Consider the following 15,848-nt stretch of genomic DNA (forward strand, 5'->3'; position numbering starts at 1 on the left):
TTGTCTCACTGGCGGATCCGCTCAGAATCAGTCGTCGCCTGAGCTTTATCACGCATGTTTTTCGAGTGGGCACGTTTGCCGGTGCCGTACTGCTTAAGCCAGGAATAAAGTGAAGAACGATTGATTCCTAGCTCTGCTGAAGCCGTGTGAAGTGAGAGGTCCTCATTGTTTTCGTAGAGGGCCACAGCATCACGTTTGAACTGTTCGGAGTACCTAGGCATGGTGGTAGATTACCTTTCTTCCCAACCCAACCGGGCTGGATATCAGGTGTCTACCTAACGGGGGCCAGGTCCCTCTACGTCGGAAGAAAACACCGCACCAAAGAAATCATGCTCATCTGCATCAACAACGACATCACCGCCGTTAACCCCCACACAGGCGAAATCTGGGGCCGATACCACCTAGACAAAACCAAAAAATACCACCGCAACCAAGGGTTAAGTAGCAAAAAGTGTGTCTGAGTTACAGCGATCTTGCTGCTCAGGCTGGGTAAATCGGGCGGATATAAGGTCTTTATGCTTATATCCGCCCGTTTCGTGTTCAATCCATCGGAATGGCACCCGCATGTGCTAGCCGGGGGTTGGTGTGCTTTCCGGGTGAGTAAAAACAGACCACGATGCCCGGTATGTGCTGGGCAAATGAAGAAAAACGGAACCACATCCAAAGGCACAACCAGGTGGCGGTGCAAAGACCCGAACTGCGGCAGCTCCACGACACGAACTCGCACCGATCTCACGCAGGCCCGCAACTTTAAAGCCTTCGTCTCTTATGTCACCTCCACAGCGACGTTGTCTGAACTCGCCGGGCAACAAAGGGTGAGTCGTTGGACACTTGATCGCCGATTCGAACCGTTTTGGCTCATCGACGTCCCCAACGACGGTGCCCCGCAGCGCGTCTACGATCAGATCTTCATCGACGGCACCTACACCGCGGCTGGCTGCCTACTTGTGGCAGCCAGCCGCGACCACGTCATTGCGTGGCACTGGACCAAACACGAAACAGCCCACGCATACACGCAGCTACTTCGCAAAATCGCCGAGCCACTCTGCGTCGTCCTCGACGGCGGACAAGGCGCACTCACCGCGATTAAAGCCTGCTGGCCAAACGTGATGATTCAGCGTTGTCTCGTCCACGCACAACGCGTCATCCGCCGCTACACCACCTCACGGCCGCGCACCGACGCTGGCAAAACCATCTACGCACTGGCGCTGAAACTAACCCGTGTCACCACGCGGTTGCGTCCCCTAACGTGGTGTATCTGTAGCCCGCGGTAAGTCTTGTGCCGGTGTGCATGAAGGCGACCATCGCGGGTACCTTTCGAATCAACTCTTACCTATCCTCGAAAGGAAGTACCCTGCGATGGCCGCTGACCCTCATCATATCGATCCGACCGCGTATCTCGAAGAGCTACTGACTCAAGCGTCCCCAGATTTGATGCGCCAAATGCTCACTGACTTCATCAACCAGATTCTTTCCGCCCAAGCAGACACCGTCTGCGGGGCTGATTACGCCACCGTGTCAGCCGAGCGCACCAACACACGTAATGGCTACCGTCATCGCCAACTTGATACCCGAGTCGGCAGCATTGATGTGGCAATCCCGAAGCTACGCACCGGCGCATTTTTCCCTGACTGGCTGCTAGAGCGCCGCAGCCGCACCGAGCGTGCCCTGACCACAGTCATCGCCACCTGTTACCTGAAAGGAGTCTCCACTCGCAGGATGAACGACCTGGTGGCCACCCTTGGGATCAACAACTTGTCGAAGTCTCAGGTCAGCCAGATGGCCAAAGAACTCGATGACATGGTCGATGACTTCCGCACCCGCCGGCTTGACCAAGGCCCCTACCACTTTGTCTCCTGCGACGCGCTGACAATGAAGGTGCGGGAAGGAGGACGTGTCGTAAAGACCAGCGTGTTGCTGGCCACAGGTGTCAACGCTGACGGCTACCGAGAGCTTTTGGGCATGCAGGTTGCCACCGCGGAATCTACCGCGTCGTGGACCGGGTTCTTTCGGGACCTCATCGCCCGTGGCCTGACCGGGGTATTCCTCGTTACTAGTGATGCCCATCTTGGTATTCAAGCAGCCGTGGGTGACTGCCTGCCGCAGGCTAGTTGGCAGCGGTGTCGAACGCACTTCGCGAAGAACCTCTCGGCCCAGGTTCCCAAAACCCAATGGCCGACTCTGTCAGCGATGTTTCACACAATCTTTCAGCAACCCGATGCCGCTAGTGTGTGGGCCCAAGCTCGTGAGGTTATTGAATTCTGCCAGCAGAAATTCCCTCACGTTGCCACCTACCTCGAGGAGTGTCTCGACGAGCTGTTGGCGTTTACCGCTGCGCCGAGAGCGGTGTGGACCAAAATCTGGTCGAATAACCCCACTGAACGGCTCAATAGGGAGATCCGCCGGCGTACCGATGTCGTAGGAATCTTCCCAAACCGAGACGCTGTTGTGCGCCTTGTTGGGGCGGTTTTGGCCGAACAGCACGATGACTGGATCCAACAGAAGCGTTATATGTCACTGACCAGCCTGGCACAGACCAAAGAGATCATCGCCGCTGGGGTCATCGACGAGGACCGCGACAACAACCAGGAGATCGCCGCGTGAATCCCCTCACCCCTTATCCCCGAGATGGCCCCTAACCCACCGCCATGAAACTAACCCCAGATTCGAAAACAGATACACCACTACCCAGGACTTGACCCACCACGCTCGACCAGGCACGGGAGTGGACGCTACGCCTGCACGACTTCGGTCAGGTATTCAAAGCATTCCTCAACGAGAAAACACCCGTGCCAAAAGAACGCCGAACACCCAATAATGGGGTTGCCCGCAAATCGTGGACACGTAGTGGGGCTACCTAGTGCTTAGGCAGCTATTTCTTTTCTACTGGTGGTTAGACCAATGTGGTTTTCGAAGTCGACGGGGCTGACCATCCCTAGTGCAGAGTGCCGGCGCCGACGGTTGTAAACGACTTCCATCCAGTAGGCAACGGCCTTGCGCGCGGCATCACGGGTTGGCCAACGCTTGCGGTCGTAGAACTCGGTTTTAAGCGTCGACCAGAACGACTCAGCCATCGCGTTATCAAAGCACACACCAGTACGCCCCACAGACTGAGCAATGCCCAGGTTATGGCAGACTTCCCAGAGCTTCTCGCTGGTAAATTGCGTTCCGCGGTCAGCGTGGAACACCAGCCCATTAGGAACGTCCCCGCGCAGTGTATGTGCCATCCGCAGGGCCCGTTCGACCAGGCATGTATCTTGAACGCTATCCATTGCCCATCCCAGCACCCTGCGGGAATGGCCGTCGCGGACCGCACACAAGTACAACCATCCCTCGCTGGTGCGTAGGTAGGTAATATCCGACATCCACACTCGGTTGAGCTCACCAGTATCAAACATGCGCTTGACCAGGTCAGGAAGAGCTGACTTACGCTTGGATTGAATCGTTGTCACCGGGACAAAGGCACGCGGTGAAATCCCTTCAATGCCCATCATGCGCATCCGCTTAGCCACAGTCTTGCGATTCAGGGTGATCTGGTAGCGCTCGGTAAGTTCTGCGGTGATCCGCGGAGCACCATAAACCTCATCGGAGTCTTTCCAAATCTGATGAATCTTTCGGTCAACGCCATCGTAAAATGCAGCACGATCATTTTCGCCAGATAGTCGCTTCTGCTGCGTATCAGCCCATTTGTAGTATCCAGACCGAGACACTTTTAATAGCCGTGCCATGCGTTTGATGCTGTAGTTTGCCTTCTCCTGCTGCATCAATTCGAACTTTTCTGCTCGCGTTGCTTCGCGGCGAAGAAGGCTGTCGCTTTTGACAAGAACTCATTATCCATCTTGGCTTCCGCCAACTCACGGCGCAGACGAGCATTCTCAGCACGAAGATCAGCCTCACTCATCCCATCCGAGGCCCCTCGGCGTTCACGCTCGAGTTTGACCCACCGGCCTAAAAGCCCGGCGGAGACGCCAATCTCCTTAGCCACATGAGCGATCGGGCGCTCTGACTCGATTACAAGGTTCGCGGCTTCACGCCGGTACTCCGGCGTGTACTTCTTGCGCTGTTGACTCACAATGAACATCCTCTCCTACGGACACAAGATCCGCACAAATAGGGTGTCCACTAAACGAGGGTAACCTCAATAACCAGTGGGAATGGACTCATCTACGGGTACGCAAAGCCTACAACTCACTGCTGCACCTCTCGCGCAACAATTGGCTGTTTACCTACCTTAAGCCACCACCGAATGCGCTTGATCCTAACCGCTGGGCTTCAACGACAAACAGTCTTGAAGGCGGCATAAACGCCCAGCTCAAACGCATCGCCGATGCGCACCGAGGCAGGTCTGGGGAACGTCAACGAAAAATGCTTGAGTGGTACCTCCACACCAAAAAGCAACTGCCTGACGATCCGCTAAATATCGCCAGGCAGTGCAATTATGGCCAAGATCAACTCGCCAAAGTCAACGATCTTGCCGAAGAAGACCACAACAAAGCCGACCAAGAAACAGGCCGACCAGCCTTCTACGACAACGCTATCCCAACCGAGTACGAACACTCGATAGGAATCAGAAAAGGCCCCATGAAGTAACTAACCGTGTACCCGCCCCGCAACACGCCGAACGGACACACATTCTGCTACTTAACCCGCAACCAACTCGGCGAAATCTAGAAAACGAACCCCCAAAACGAAGAAAGTCTCGAAACATCGAAATAGGAACGATGTCTCGAGACTTCACAATGGTGCCCCCAGTGGGACTCGAACCCACACTGAATCGATTTTAAGTCGACTGCCTCTGCCGATTGGGCTATGGGGGCAAGGGCAAGGAATATTTTAGGACACCTCACCCTGCGGGAGTTAACGAGGGGTACCCTCCGCAGCCAGACCAGCGATAATGCCATCGAGAATGTCCTTTTCACTGATGAAAAAGCTGCGCGCATCGCAATTTCGCTCGATGAGCTGCATGATGCCTTCGACGGCTACGGCCCCACCGCCGATGACATCGGCACGGCCGGGGTGAATGACGGGGTTGAGGGCGCGGACGTCGGAAGGCAGGCTAATAAGCTGCTGCAAAAGCACGCGCAGGGCATCGAAGCGGAGCTCAGACCCGTGAATGGCATCGGCGTCGTAGCGCTCAAGTCCCTGAGCCAATGCAGAAAGAGTGGTAAAAGTGCCTGCGCAGCCGACGATGGTACGGGCCTTAGAAATAGGTACTATCTTCTCTACTTCCGCCGTGCGCTCGCCGACGTACTCGGAAGCGATCTCAATCTCCGACTCGGTAGGCGGATCGGAACGCATAATGCGCTCGGTTAGCCTGACGCACCCCATGCGGGCCGAGTGAGTGCCCAAGATATCGCCATCTGCGGTGCCTACGACGAACTCGGTCGAACCGCCGCCCAAATCGATAACACAGAATGGCCCCCGGTCTGGCTCCACATCGGCCACGGCGCCATTAAAGGACAACAGAGCCTCTTCCTCGCCCGAGACGACCTCGGCCTGTGCGCCAGGCTGAATTTGGCCGAGCAGCTCAGCAGTCATGTCGAAGAATTCCTGTTGGTTCTTGGCATCGCGAGTAGCGGAGGTAGCAACCATCCGCACGCGGGTGACCTTCTCAAACTTCATCTGGCGTACGTAGCCTTCCAAGGCCACGCGGGCGCGGTCTAGAGCTGCAGGGGCAATTTCGCCAGTGGCATCGACTCCCTCTCCCAGGCGGATGATTTCCATGGTGCGGGTAATATCGCGGACCTTGCCGTCATCCTGAATTTCAGAGATGAGCAAGCGAATCGAATTGGTACCGCAATCAATCGCAGCAACGCGAGTCATAGCAGCCCTCCTATTCCGCGTTAGAGAAATCGAACTGGGCCAAGTCAATCCCCAGATCCTCTACGCTGGGCCAATCCCGCGGGATAGCAGAGCCTCGAAGCTTGCCGTGGTCGGCGGCCATCGCCACCGCCTCAGTTCCCAAACGGAAATGCTGTGGGCCTTCAGCAAGCGCGTACGCGATGAGCACATGCAGACACTTCACCCGGTCGGGCATGCCGCCACCGGAGAAATCGGTGCCAAGGTCTTCGATGTCATTGCGCTTGGCCAAAAAGTATTCGTGGGCACGTTGATAGTCGGCAGCCAATTCCTCGTCCTCACCCAAGCGGGTTTCCATCCACTTCATAACATGAGCAACCTCCAAGCGTGAGGCTTCGGCCGTAAGCCGTGGGTCAGTGAGGTAGTAGAGGGTGGGGAATGGGGTGCCGTCGGCAAGCTTGGGCGCCGTCTTAATTACCGCGGGCTGTCCATCCGGCGTGCGATAAGAAACCTCTAGGACCCCGCGTGGAGTGCGGCCCAATTGCTCAGTTACTACAGCGATATCTGCATCAGTGACGGTCATGCGGACAATTATCGCACATCTGGATTCTCTTCCGGCGCCGGCTCAATCGGAAGATGATTTACCTGCTCGGACGGAGCTTCTTCCTCAGGCGGCTCGGCTACAGAATCCCACAGAACTTCGTACCATTCGCGGGAATCTTCTTCCTTCTGACCATCTGTAGTCAGCTGGTCATCCGGCTTAATCTGCGGGTCAATGATGCGGTAGGCGGTCTCACCCTCATCGACAACCCCGAATCGGCGCCGCGCCTCCTGCTTGATGTACTCATCGGACTTATATTTATCAATCTTCTCCAGCAAGGCAGCTTTCTCATCCTGCTTGGCGGCGATTGACTCATTGAGGCGAGCAATTTCGGATCGGCCGTGGTAGTAATTGCGCAGCGGAATGGCGATAGCAAACAAAACAACGAGCACTATAGCTACGATTACGCCTACTCCGGCAATACTCATCCGGTCCGGCTTCTGTTTCTGCTTCAGCTGTGCACGCTGAGCTTTACGGATATCCGCAGCACGCGAGGCTACCGGAACCCTAGTACGGCTCCGGTTTCGCTGCGTCTTCTTTTCGCGTGCCATAGGCCTCTAATCCTAGCGCCGTCACTTCTGTAACAGGGACGTGGCACGCGCAATTTGGATACACTAAAAGAAATTCTCCCGCCCAGGGAGGAACTTTCATGTCCCTCAAACGCCTCCTGCCCGTTCTCACCGCAACCTTATTCCTCGCCAGCTGCAACCCCTCCGCCCAAGACGGCGAATACCCCGTCTACGGTGACGGCTACGACCTAAACGCTAAAGACGGCATGGCCGACTACCTCAAGGAGTATAAGATCCTGCCGGATGATTACATCAACCATGATGCTGACCAGCTCGAGGGAGACGATCAGCCCGAAAGCTTTGAAACCAACGCAGACTCTGTCAAGAAGGCCGGCGAAGCTGCCTGCAAGAATGATGAATTGCTCGATATCTCGAAGGAATATTTCCGAGGAAACACCGACAAATTTGGGGGAAGCAGTTATGTCATCGGTCGACGGCTCTGATGACAAATATCGTGATGTTTTTGAAGCGCTAGACATCCCTGATGACGCACCGGACTCTGACAAAATCATGGCTGCAGCGATGACCTCACTCGGCGCCGTGATGTCTTGCGGTGATGAATTCAGCGATGAGGAACTGGAAAAGGTCGCTGAGACGATCCATTCCAGCTAGAGCTTCGAACCATATTCCCTGCCTAAGGAATAGTAATGCCACTCAAGCGTCTCCTCCTCCTAGCCGCCGTAGGCGCCCTACTTGCTGGGTGCAGCTCGAGCGACCACAAAGAAGAAGTCGCCACCGAAGCGGAGTCCCCCACTAGCAAAAGCACTACCAGCAGCGAAGCTCCTACCACTACCACCAGCAGAAACCACGACCTCAATACCAAAAGCGGCTTCATTTACCACATAAAAGAACACGGCACGATCCCGGACTTTTACCTGGACGTGTTCGGCGCGGGCGCTTCCGATACCGATGACGGCCCCACCAGCTACGAGGTCAACGCCACGACCCTGAAGAAGGCTGGAGCTGTTGCCTGCGAGAATGATCAGATTCTAGACGATGCTAAGTATTTGCTAGCCCATGGCGACAGCGGATTTGAGGAGCTCGTTCCCGATTTAGAAGAGTTTGACAGGAAATACGCTCCCGTCTACGAAAAGCTTGAAATGTCAGCGGCCTCTCCCCTCCCTGACAAGCTATTTACCATGTACATGGCTGGAGTGGGTTCCCTCGCCACCTGCGGTGACAAATATGATGATAAGGAACTCGAGGCAGTGGCTGACAAAATTTTCAGCTACTAGACCCCTCCTAAATTTCGCACAATTTTTCGCTTCAAGCCTTGCGCAAGCCAGCAAGGCGGCTTATACTGAGGGCAGAAATTCGATTGGGTGTGCGATTTATTCCAGAGGGGGAACTTTCCGTGACAGCCAGCGACGCACCACCAAAGAAAGCTTATTTTTCTACCAATAACCTCGACGATACGGTGTGCGTTTTGGGCATGCTCCAACGCATTCAATCCTGGCAGCTATACCAATCCGTACTTCCGCGATTAGAAGACGATGTCGAATGCACTACCGCTGCTTTAGCTAAGCGGGTCGGCTTGAGCTACTGGCGCGTTTTATCCGCACTGCGCTCTCACCTGCGCATGCTTGAGTTGCCGTTAACCACGGCAGTACAGACCGAACATTGGATTCTTGACCTCCCGCGGCTGCACGTCATTGATGCCGAGCTTGCCCCGCTTGGCGGCGACGCCGAGGGCATCCAACTAGTCGATGCCGCCCTTGCAGACTTCCTCACCCCGAAGGAACCTGCTCAGCATGTCCCCACGGAATCTGAAATCCGTAGATTCTTGCGCGATTACATCGATGGCATTCTCAAACCAGATATTGAGAAGGAAATCGAGCACTCTGTTTCCATTTCTTATTCCAAAGGCCAAGCCACCATCACCCTGAAAACGGATAAAGCAACCGCCAGTGCTATTTCACGGCACATCGATAAAGCAGCGCGAAAGAAGAACATCACAAAGCCAGAGGCTTTGGAGGCGCTGATCTTTAATCGCACCCAGACAAAAGTAGTTATCAATACCTATACAGCGGGTGAGGATGCTTCTCGGGTATATATCCCGTCGGCAGGATGGTGCGTTCTTACCGAACGCTTGAGCACTTACTCGATGACTCGCGAGTTGTGCCCAAAAGAAACATCCTCCTACGTCCCCACCGAGCAAATCAGGACATGGGTCCATGGTCGCGATGCCACGTGCCGTTGGCCGGGGTGTTCCATGCCGGCGCATTACTGCCAGCTTGATCATCGGGTGGAGTATGCCGACGGCGGGCCGACGAGTATCGATAATCTTGTCACCCTTTGTCAGCACCACCACAATGTGAAGACCGATGGTAGGGCCCGCTACATCATGGATCCCATCACTGGGGACGTCGCTTGGCTCTTTTCGGACGGCACTTTCGAAATTGACCGTGCCCAAGGGCCTTTGGCGCCGCGGACCGTAAATTGGAAGCAAACCTGGCAACAATACCTAGACATGCGAAAGCGCCCCCGCGGCAATGCAAGGGCGCTACGAAAGGAGGCGATTAAGCCTTGAAGCGCGGGAAAGCGGAGCGGCCGGCGTAGACTGCGCCGTCGCCAAGCTCCTGCTCGATGCGCAGAAGCTGGTTGTACTTAGCTACGCGCTCGGAACGAGCCGGTGCACCGGTCTTAATCTGGCCACAGTTCAGAGCAACAGCCAAGTCTGCAATGGTGGTGTCCTCGGTCTCGCCAGAGCGGTGGGACATCATGGTGCGGTAGCCATTGCGGTGAGCCAGCTCGACTGCGTCGAAGGTCTCGGTCAGGGTGCCGATCTGGTTGACCTTTACCAGCAGAGCGTTAGCGGCCTTCTTCTCAATGCCTTCCTGCAGGCGAGCAGGGTTGGTGACGAAGAAATCATCGCCGACGATCTGTACCTTCTCACCAATAGCGGCAGTCAGGGTGGTGTAGCCATCCCAGTCGTCTTCCTGCAGTGGGTCCTCGATGGAGACGATCGGGTACTCGTCAATGAGGCCCTCGTAAACCTTGCACATTTCTTCAGCGGTGTGCTCGCCACCCTCGAAGTGATACTTGCCGTCCTTGAAGAACTCAGAGGAAGCAACGTCGAGTGCCAGGGCTACGTCCTTGCCGGGCTCGAAGCCGGCCTTCTTGATGGCGTCCACGATGACGTCGAGAGCAGCCTTGGTGGAGTCAACGGACGGTGCAAAGCCACCCTCGTCGCCCAGACCAGTGGACAAGCCCTTGTCCTTCAGCACTGCCTTCAGTGCGTGGTAGACCTCGGCGCCCATGCGAAGAGCCTCGGCGAAAGACTCCGCACCAATCGGAGCGATCATGAATTCCTGGACGTCTACGCCGGAGTCAGCGTGTGCGCCGCCGTTGAGGATGTTCATCATTGGCACTGGCAGTACGTGTGCATTCGGGCCGCCAATGTAGCGGTACAGAGGCAGTGCAGCGGACTCTGCGGCGGCCTTGGCTGCGGCGATGGAAACGCCCAAGATAGCGTTAGCGCCGAGCTCGGACTTGTTATCAGTACCGTCCAGCTTAATCAGTGCCTGGTCAATGAGGCGCTGATCGTCGGCTTCGAAGCCAGCAATTTCGTCGGCAATCTTCTCGTTGATGTTCTCAACGGCCTTTAGAACGCCCTTACCCTGGTAGCGCTCGCCACCGTCGCGCAGCTCGTGAGCCTCGTGCACACCGGTAGAAGCACCGGAAGGAACGCCGGCAACACCGCGGGCGCCGTCGTCAAGGAAGACCTCGGCCTCGACGGTTGGGTTGCCACGGGAATCAAGAATTTCGCGGGCGAAAGTGTGGATGATATCAGCCATGCTGTTTTTCACTCCTCATAAATAAGTTCGCTCTGGACCAGCCAGCCCAGCTACGTAGTCAATTGTTGCAGAAAGCTTTGCTGTGTGACGCTACTTGGCACTTTGCGGAACCGAATAGGCATTGGCGGCGTGTGCAACTTTATGCAAATACTCGCTGGACTGGTTGTAATTTAGAACTGCTTCCTCCCACTGTTCTGGGTTAGAGAGATCTCTATCACCAAAGCATAAAAGTCCGGCGGCGCCGACTGCGGCGTCGTCAATTTGATTGGGATCTGCCTTCCCATCGCCGTTAGCATCGGCGCCCACCGATTCCCATGTGGTCGGGATAAATTGCATCGGGCCGACGGCGCGGTCATATTCGGAATCCCCATCGATATCGCCATTATCGGTATCTGGAGTGTGCGCCGTATTGTTCAGGCCATCGAGGGCGATGCCGTTGATGGGTGGTTGGGGGTAGCCGGCGTCGTCAAGCTTGGAGGGCTTAAACCAATTGCCGTTGTAGGTGCCGTGGCGGGTCTCCACGTAGCCTAGGCCGGCAAGGGTATTCCACCGCAGATGGCAATTCGGCCATTTTTGCTGAGCGATGAGTTCGGCGTTGCCATAAGCGCGCAGTGCGGCCGGCGGGATGCCCGTCTGCTCAGCTAAGTCAGAGGCCCAGTAGGTAAGCTTATCCGCAGTGCGGCCGGGAGCATTGACGTCAATACGCGCGACCTCTTTGCCTTCAACGGGCGGAATGTTCTCCGGTACGGGCTTCTGGGAAGTGCCGTGCCCCGTCAACAGCCATGCCACCAACGCGATGATCACGGCTACGGCCACCCCGCAGCCCCCGAATATCTGCAGGAGCCTCTTCATGAGAAGCCATCCTACATTCCCTTACCTTCGCGCCATAGCCTCTCTTGCGTGTCAACGTCGACAATCTCCGTGGTGCCATCAAAGAGGTATGGGGCGCGGGCGCGCATTTTGGTGAGGAAACTCTGGGCCACATCATCAAGCGAAAAGGTGGAGATTTCCGCATGGAAGAGTACTTGGAGGAAGATATCGCCCAATTCTTTGAGCATCTCGCTTTCCGGTTCGCGGTTGCGCACGGCCGCGGCGAATTCGGCAGACTCCTCCTCAAGATAGGGCAAGAGCGAGGTATGGGTTTGCTCGCGCTCCCACTCCCCAATGCGCCGCGCCGTGGCCATGGTCTGGCGCGCCTGCATGATGGGATCCGCAAGGGATTCGGCGCGAATGACGGACTCGCCGCTAGCGAGGCGGGCGCGAGTTTCCGGATCGTGTTCGTCGGTGCTGACCAAGGTTCCGGTGGCGTCCTCGCCTACCAGCAGATCGGAGAAATTCCACCGTACAGACACGGGTACCTCACCCGTGAAGTGGACAGGGCCACGCAGCTTCCCGTGCGCCTGCATGGGGATCATGGTGGGCCAGCGTTCATCGAGCAACAGCACAGTCATGTGCACAAAGTCTAGCCCGAGTTCCCATTATGGGGCTATTCAAGGTATTTTAGGCCAATGACCTCCAGCCAGAATAAATCCCACTCCGTGACGTTGTGGACCCTCGTCGCGCTGATTATCGGTTCCACCGTGGGCGCGGGCATTTTCTCGCTGCCGCAAAACATTGCCTCCGTTGCCGGCCCAGGCGCGATGCTCATCGGCTGGCTGGTCGCGGGCGTCGGCATGCTCTCTGTGGCGTTTGTTTTTCAAATTCTGGCCCGCCGAAAGCCGCACCTTGATTCTGGCGTCTATTCCTATGTGCGCGCCGGCCTCGGCGATTTTATTGGCTTTACCTCCGGCTGGGGCTACTGGCTGGGCTCCGTTATGGCGCAGGTGGGGTATGCCACCCTCTTTTTCAATACCTTGGGCCATTACCTGCCGCTTTTCGACGCCGACCATTACTGGTCCTCCGCCATCGCCGTCTCCCTCCTATCCTGGGGCATTTTCGCGGTGCTCGCTCGCGGTATTAAGCAGGCCGCGTTCATGAACCTCATCACCACGATTGCCAAGATCGTGCCCATCTTGGCCTTCGTAGTGCTCATTGCTTTCCTCGGGTTCAGCTGGGATAAATTCACCTTGGACTTCTGGGGGCGTGCCTCCGAGGCCAGTGTTTTCGAGCAGGTTCAAGGAATTATGCTCTTTACTGTGTGGGTCTTCATCGGCGTGGAGGGCGCCTCCGTTTATTCCAAGCAGGCTTCTAAGCGCACCGATGTTGGTCGCGCCACCGTCATTGGCTTCTTCTCCGTGCTGGCGCTCTTGGTCTCCGTTTCCACGTTGAGCTTTGGCGTGATGACCAAGGAAGAACTGGCCGCACTGCCAGATAATTCCATGGCCTCGGTGCTCACAGAGGTCGTCGGCCCCTGGGGCGGCGCGCTGATTTCCATCGGCCTGTGCCTCTCGGTCCTCGGCGCCTACGTTTCCTGGCAAATGCTGTGCGCTGAGCCCATCGTCATGATGGCCATCGACGGCCTCATTCCTCGCCGCATTGGCACCATCAATGTGGCCGGCGCCCCGTGGGTAGCACAGCTGATTTCCACGATGGCCATCCAGCTGTTCATCATCGTCTTCTACGTCAACGAGGCTTCTTATGCCGCGATGGTGCAGCTCGCCACCATCATGTACCTCCTGCCCTATATCTTCTCTTCGCTGTATCTGCTGCTGCTAGCGATACGGGGCAAGGGTGTGACCCACCCGCACGCCGGAACGCGGTTCGATCTCTCTGGGCCGGATATTCCCAAACGCGAAAACCGGCGCCACTTTGGCATCGCGCTGGTGGCCTTCGTGTACTCGCTGTGGCTCATTTATGCCGCCGACCCGGTTTATATTCTCTTCGGTGCCCTCGCCGTCGTGCCGGGAATTATCCCGTACGTGCTCACCCGCCTATCGCGCCGCGAGAAGCTTTTTAATGGATTTGAGTGGTCAATCGTCATCGTGGTGCTGGTGGCCGCCACCATCGCCGCGGTCGGCCTCACCCAAGGATCGCTGGAGCTCTAATCACCTGCCCCGCCATCACAAGTGGTCTTGAACACAGACAGTTTAGTACGATTATAACACCCCACTAATTCCTGTGACTATCACTTTTTGGAGCACTTGTGACTCAAACCAATGTTAGCGTCATGCCATCTGCCACTCCCGCTGGTTCGGACCTCGCGGCAGGCAACGCTTGGGCAGAGCGGATTAAAGAGTTGGCGGAGCAGCGCAATGCGGTGATCCTGGCACATAATTACCAGATCCCGGAGATCCAGGACGTTGCCCACCACACCGGCGATTCCTTGGCGCTGTCCCGCAAGGCGGCGGAAACCGATGCAGATATCATCGTCTTTTGCGGTGTGCACTTCATGGCGGAATCCGCCAAGATTCTTTCGCCGAATAAGAAGGTCCTCATCCCCGATGAGCGCGCTGGGTGTTCCCTGGCGGATTCCATTACCGCCGATGAGCTGCGCGCCTGGAAGGCTGAGCACCCCGACGCCCTTGTGGTCAGCTACGTCAATACCACCGCAGAGGTCAAGGCGCTGACCGATGTCTGCTGTACATCCTCTAATGCCGTCGACGTGGTCAACTCGCTGCCGACGGATAAAGAGATCCTCTTTTGCCCAGACCAGTTCTTGGGCGCCTACGTGAAGCGCGAGACCGGCCGGGAAAATATATACATCTGGGCCGGTGAGTGCCACGTGCACGCGGGCATCAGTTCCCAGCAGCTGACCCAACAGACCCAAGATAACCCAGACGCGGACCTGTATATCCACCCGGAATGCGGGTGCTCCAATTCCGCGTTGTACCTGGCCAACGAGGGCTTGGTGCCACAAGAGCGCGTGCACATGCTCTCAACCGGGCAAATGATCACCCAGTCCCAGAAGCAGCCCCAAAACAAGGTGCTCGTCGCCACCGAGACCGGCATGTTGCACCAGCTGCGCCAGGCCGCGCCGGACGTCGATTTCCAGGCCGTCAACGATCACGCCGAGTGCAAGTACATGAAGATGATTACCCCACAGGCCCTGGAGCACTGCCTGATGGAAGAGACCGATGAGGTTACGGTTCCAGAAGACATCGCGAATGCGGCGCGCAAGTCCCTCGAGGCCATGATTTCCATCGGCAACCCCGGCGGCGGGGGCGAGTAAATGGAATCCCTGCGCCTGCCTGATTGCTCCGCTCTTATCGCCACGGCCTTGGATGAGGATTTCGCTTATGGGCCGGATTACACCTCGCTTGCCACGGTGCCGGGTGAGGCCCGCTGCACGGCGGAGTTCACCGCGCGCGAGGCCGGCACCATCGCAGGCTTGGGCCTTATCGAAGAGGTCCTTGGGGCCACCGCCCAGCACTTAGCCCAGTGGGGCGTGGATACTGCGGGCTCCGCGCTTGCCGATGCCCCAGCCCCTACCATCACCCTCCACTCCACCGACGGCGACCGCGTTGCCCCAGGCCAGGTCATCGCCACGGTGCAGGCGCCTACCCTCCTCGTGCTGGCCGCTGAGCGCACCATGCTCAATATGGTCTCGCACGTAAGCGGCATCGCTACGCAGACCCGGCGTTGGGTCGATGCCATCGCAGCAGCAGCGGCGGACACAGGGACCCCGGATAGCGTTAAGCAAGCCCAGGTGCGCGATACCCGCAAGACCCTACCTGGCCTGCGCACGCTGCAGAAATACGCCGTGCGCGCCGGCGGCGGGGCGAACCACCGCATGGGCTTGGGCCACGCCGCCATGATTAAGGACAATCATGTGCTCGCCGTAGGTGGCAGCGTGGCAACGGCCCTGCGCCGCGTACGCGAGCATGCCCCTGACATTGCCTGCGAGGTCGAGGTCGATACCTTAGATCAGCTCGACGAGGTGCTCCCGCTGCACCCGGATATGGTGCTGTTGGATAACTTCGCGCTTGCCGATGTCCACACCGCCGTCCACTGCCGCCAAGCCCTAAGCCCAACCACGGCGCTGGAGGTCTCCGGCGGATTGCAGCTGGAGAACGCCGGTGAGTACGGCACCTCGGGCGTGGACTATATCGCCGTCGGCGCCCTCACCCACTCGGTGCGCGTGCTGGATATCGGCTTGGACTTCTCCTAACCGCCGATCGGCTACTCGCCAACGGGGAGTTATCC

At 57.2% G+C, this 15,848-nt stretch carries 16 protein-coding genes, 1 tRNA gene and 2 pseudogenes; 10 read left to right on the forward strand and 9 right to left on the reverse strand.

The window, feature by feature from the left end; translation table 11 throughout:
• Positions 1 to 5: 5 nt before the first annotated feature.
• Complete coding sequence (locus LG376_RS12710) at positions 6 to 221, reverse strand: transposase (RefSeq protein ID WP_370633390.1); 216 nt, start codon at positions 219 to 221, stop codon at positions 6 to 8.
• Positions 222 to 638: 417 nt separating this feature from the next.
• Here LG376_RS12710 and LG376_RS11455 point away from each other — a divergent pair.
• Both LG376_RS11455 and LG376_RS11460 read left to right on the forward strand, forming a co-directional pair.
• Positions 639 to 1,259: pseudogene (locus LG376_RS11455) on the forward strand (transposase); the annotation flags it as partial.
• Between the two features lie 100 nt (positions 1,260 to 1,359).
• Positions 1,360 to 2,604, forward strand: coding sequence for an IS256 family transposase (locus tag LG376_RS11460; protein WP_049377104.1), 1,245 nt, complete (start codon positions 1,360 to 1,362; stop codon positions 2,602 to 2,604).
• Positions 2,605 to 2,864: 260 nt separating this feature from the next.
• Here LG376_RS11460 and LG376_RS11465 read toward each other — a convergent pair.
• A protein-coding gene (locus LG376_RS11465) for an IS3 family transposase (RefSeq protein WP_101679514.1) occupies positions 2,865 to 4,081 on the reverse strand; the annotation gives its coding sequence in 2 pieces (ribosomal slippage) (positions 2,865 to 3,820 and positions 3,820 to 4,081; 1,218 coding nt in all).
• A 56-nt stretch (positions 4,082 to 4,137) separates the two neighbouring features.
• Here LG376_RS11465 and LG376_RS11470 point away from each other — a divergent pair.
• Positions 4,138 to 4,590: pseudogene (locus LG376_RS11470) on the forward strand (IS256 family transposase); the annotation flags it as partial.
• Between the two features lie 150 nt (positions 4,591 to 4,740).
• Here LG376_RS11470 and LG376_RS11475 read toward each other — a convergent pair.
• The 4 genes from LG376_RS11475 to LG376_RS11490 form a co-directional block, all read right to left on the reverse strand.
• A tRNA-Leu gene (locus LG376_RS11475) sits at positions 4,741 to 4,817 on the reverse strand.
• Between the two features lie 40 nt (positions 4,818 to 4,857).
• Positions 4,858 to 5,823, reverse strand: a complete 966-nt coding sequence (locus LG376_RS11480) for a Ppx/GppA phosphatase family protein (protein WP_225747200.1) — start codon at positions 5,821 to 5,823, stop codon at positions 4,858 to 4,860.
• 10 nt (positions 5,824 to 5,833) lie between these two features.
• Positions 5,834 to 6,382, reverse strand: coding sequence for a DUF501 domain-containing protein (locus LG376_RS11485; RefSeq protein WP_225747201.1), 549 nt, complete (start codon positions 6,380 to 6,382; stop codon positions 5,834 to 5,836).
• An 8-nt stretch (positions 6,383 to 6,390) separates the two neighbouring features.
• Positions 6,391 to 6,951, reverse strand: coding sequence for a septum formation initiator family protein (locus LG376_RS11490; RefSeq protein ID WP_198492792.1), 561 nt, complete (start codon positions 6,949 to 6,951; stop codon positions 6,391 to 6,393).
• Between the two features lie 98 nt (positions 6,952 to 7,049).
• Between LG376_RS11490 and LG376_RS11495 the strand changes: the two genes are divergently transcribed.
• The 4 genes from LG376_RS11495 to LG376_RS11510 all read left to right on the forward strand — a co-directional run bounded on the left by LG376_RS11495 (position 7,050) and on the right by LG376_RS11510 (position 9,499).
• Positions 7,050 to 7,412 carry a hypothetical protein gene (locus LG376_RS11495; RefSeq protein ID WP_225747202.1) on the forward strand — a complete coding sequence of 121 codons (363 nt, stop codon included), beginning with the start codon at positions 7,050 to 7,052 and terminating at the stop codon, positions 7,410 to 7,412.
• Complete coding sequence (locus LG376_RS11500) at positions 7,390 to 7,581, forward strand: hypothetical protein (RefSeq protein WP_225747203.1); 192 nt, start codon at positions 7,390 to 7,392, stop codon at positions 7,579 to 7,581. Before LG376_RS11495 ends, LG376_RS11500 begins: the two co-directional genes overlap by 23 nt.
• A gap of 35 nt (positions 7,582 to 7,616) precedes the next feature.
• Entirely contained in the window at positions 7,617 to 8,204 is a 588-nt protein-coding gene (locus LG376_RS11505) for a hypothetical protein (RefSeq protein ID WP_049379131.1), read from the forward strand.
• Positions 8,205 to 8,323: 119 nt separating this feature from the next.
• Positions 8,324 to 9,499: an HNH endonuclease signature motif containing protein gene (locus LG376_RS11510; protein ID WP_225747204.1), complete on the forward strand. Its 1,176-nt coding sequence runs from the start codon at positions 8,324 to 8,326 to the stop codon at positions 9,497 to 9,499.
• Here LG376_RS11510 and eno read toward each other — a convergent pair.
• The 3 genes from eno to LG376_RS11525 form a co-directional block, all read right to left on the reverse strand.
• A complete protein-coding gene (gene eno, locus LG376_RS11515) occupies positions 9,489 to 10,766 on the reverse strand; it encodes a phosphopyruvate hydratase (protein WP_198492791.1) in 1,278 nt (425 codons plus the stop codon). The genes LG376_RS11510 and eno overlap by 11 nt on opposite strands.
• A gap of 90 nt (positions 10,767 to 10,856) precedes the next feature.
• Positions 10,857 to 11,618 (reverse strand): lytic transglycosylase domain-containing protein, encoded by a 762-nt coding sequence (locus LG376_RS11520; RefSeq protein WP_225747205.1) that lies wholly within the window; start codon positions 11,616 to 11,618, stop codon positions 10,857 to 10,859.
• Between the two features lie 11 nt (positions 11,619 to 11,629).
• Positions 11,630 to 12,217: a MazG nucleotide pyrophosphohydrolase domain-containing protein gene (locus tag LG376_RS11525; RefSeq protein ID WP_198492789.1), complete on the reverse strand. Its 588-nt coding sequence runs from the start codon at positions 12,215 to 12,217 to the stop codon at positions 11,630 to 11,632.
• A gap of 57 nt (positions 12,218 to 12,274) precedes the next feature.
• On the opposite strand from LG376_RS11525, the gene LG376_RS11530 reads away from it, so the two are divergent.
• From LG376_RS11530 to nadC, 3 genes are all read left to right on the forward strand, one after another.
• Positions 12,275 to 13,750 carry an amino acid permease gene (locus tag LG376_RS11530; protein ID WP_198492788.1) on the forward strand — a complete coding sequence of 492 codons (1,476 nt, stop codon included), beginning with the start codon at positions 12,275 to 12,277 and terminating at the stop codon, positions 13,748 to 13,750.
• Positions 13,751 to 13,872: 122 nt separating this feature from the next.
• On the forward strand, positions 13,873 to 14,874 hold the full coding sequence (nadA, locus tag LG376_RS11535; RefSeq protein ID WP_225747206.1) for a quinolinate synthase NadA: 1,002 nt from the start codon (positions 13,873 to 13,875) through the stop codon (positions 14,872 to 14,874).
• A complete protein-coding gene (gene nadC / locus LG376_RS11540; RefSeq protein ID WP_198492786.1) occupies positions 14,875 to 15,813 on the forward strand; it encodes a carboxylating nicotinate-nucleotide diphosphorylase in 939 nt (312 codons plus the stop codon).
• Positions 15,814 to 15,848: the final 35 nt, after the last annotated feature.

This window comes from Corynebacterium sp. Marseille-P4611 (genome assembly GCF_916618765.1).
Lineage (GTDB): Bacteria > Actinomycetota > Actinomycetes > Mycobacteriales > Mycobacteriaceae > Corynebacterium > Corynebacterium marquesiae.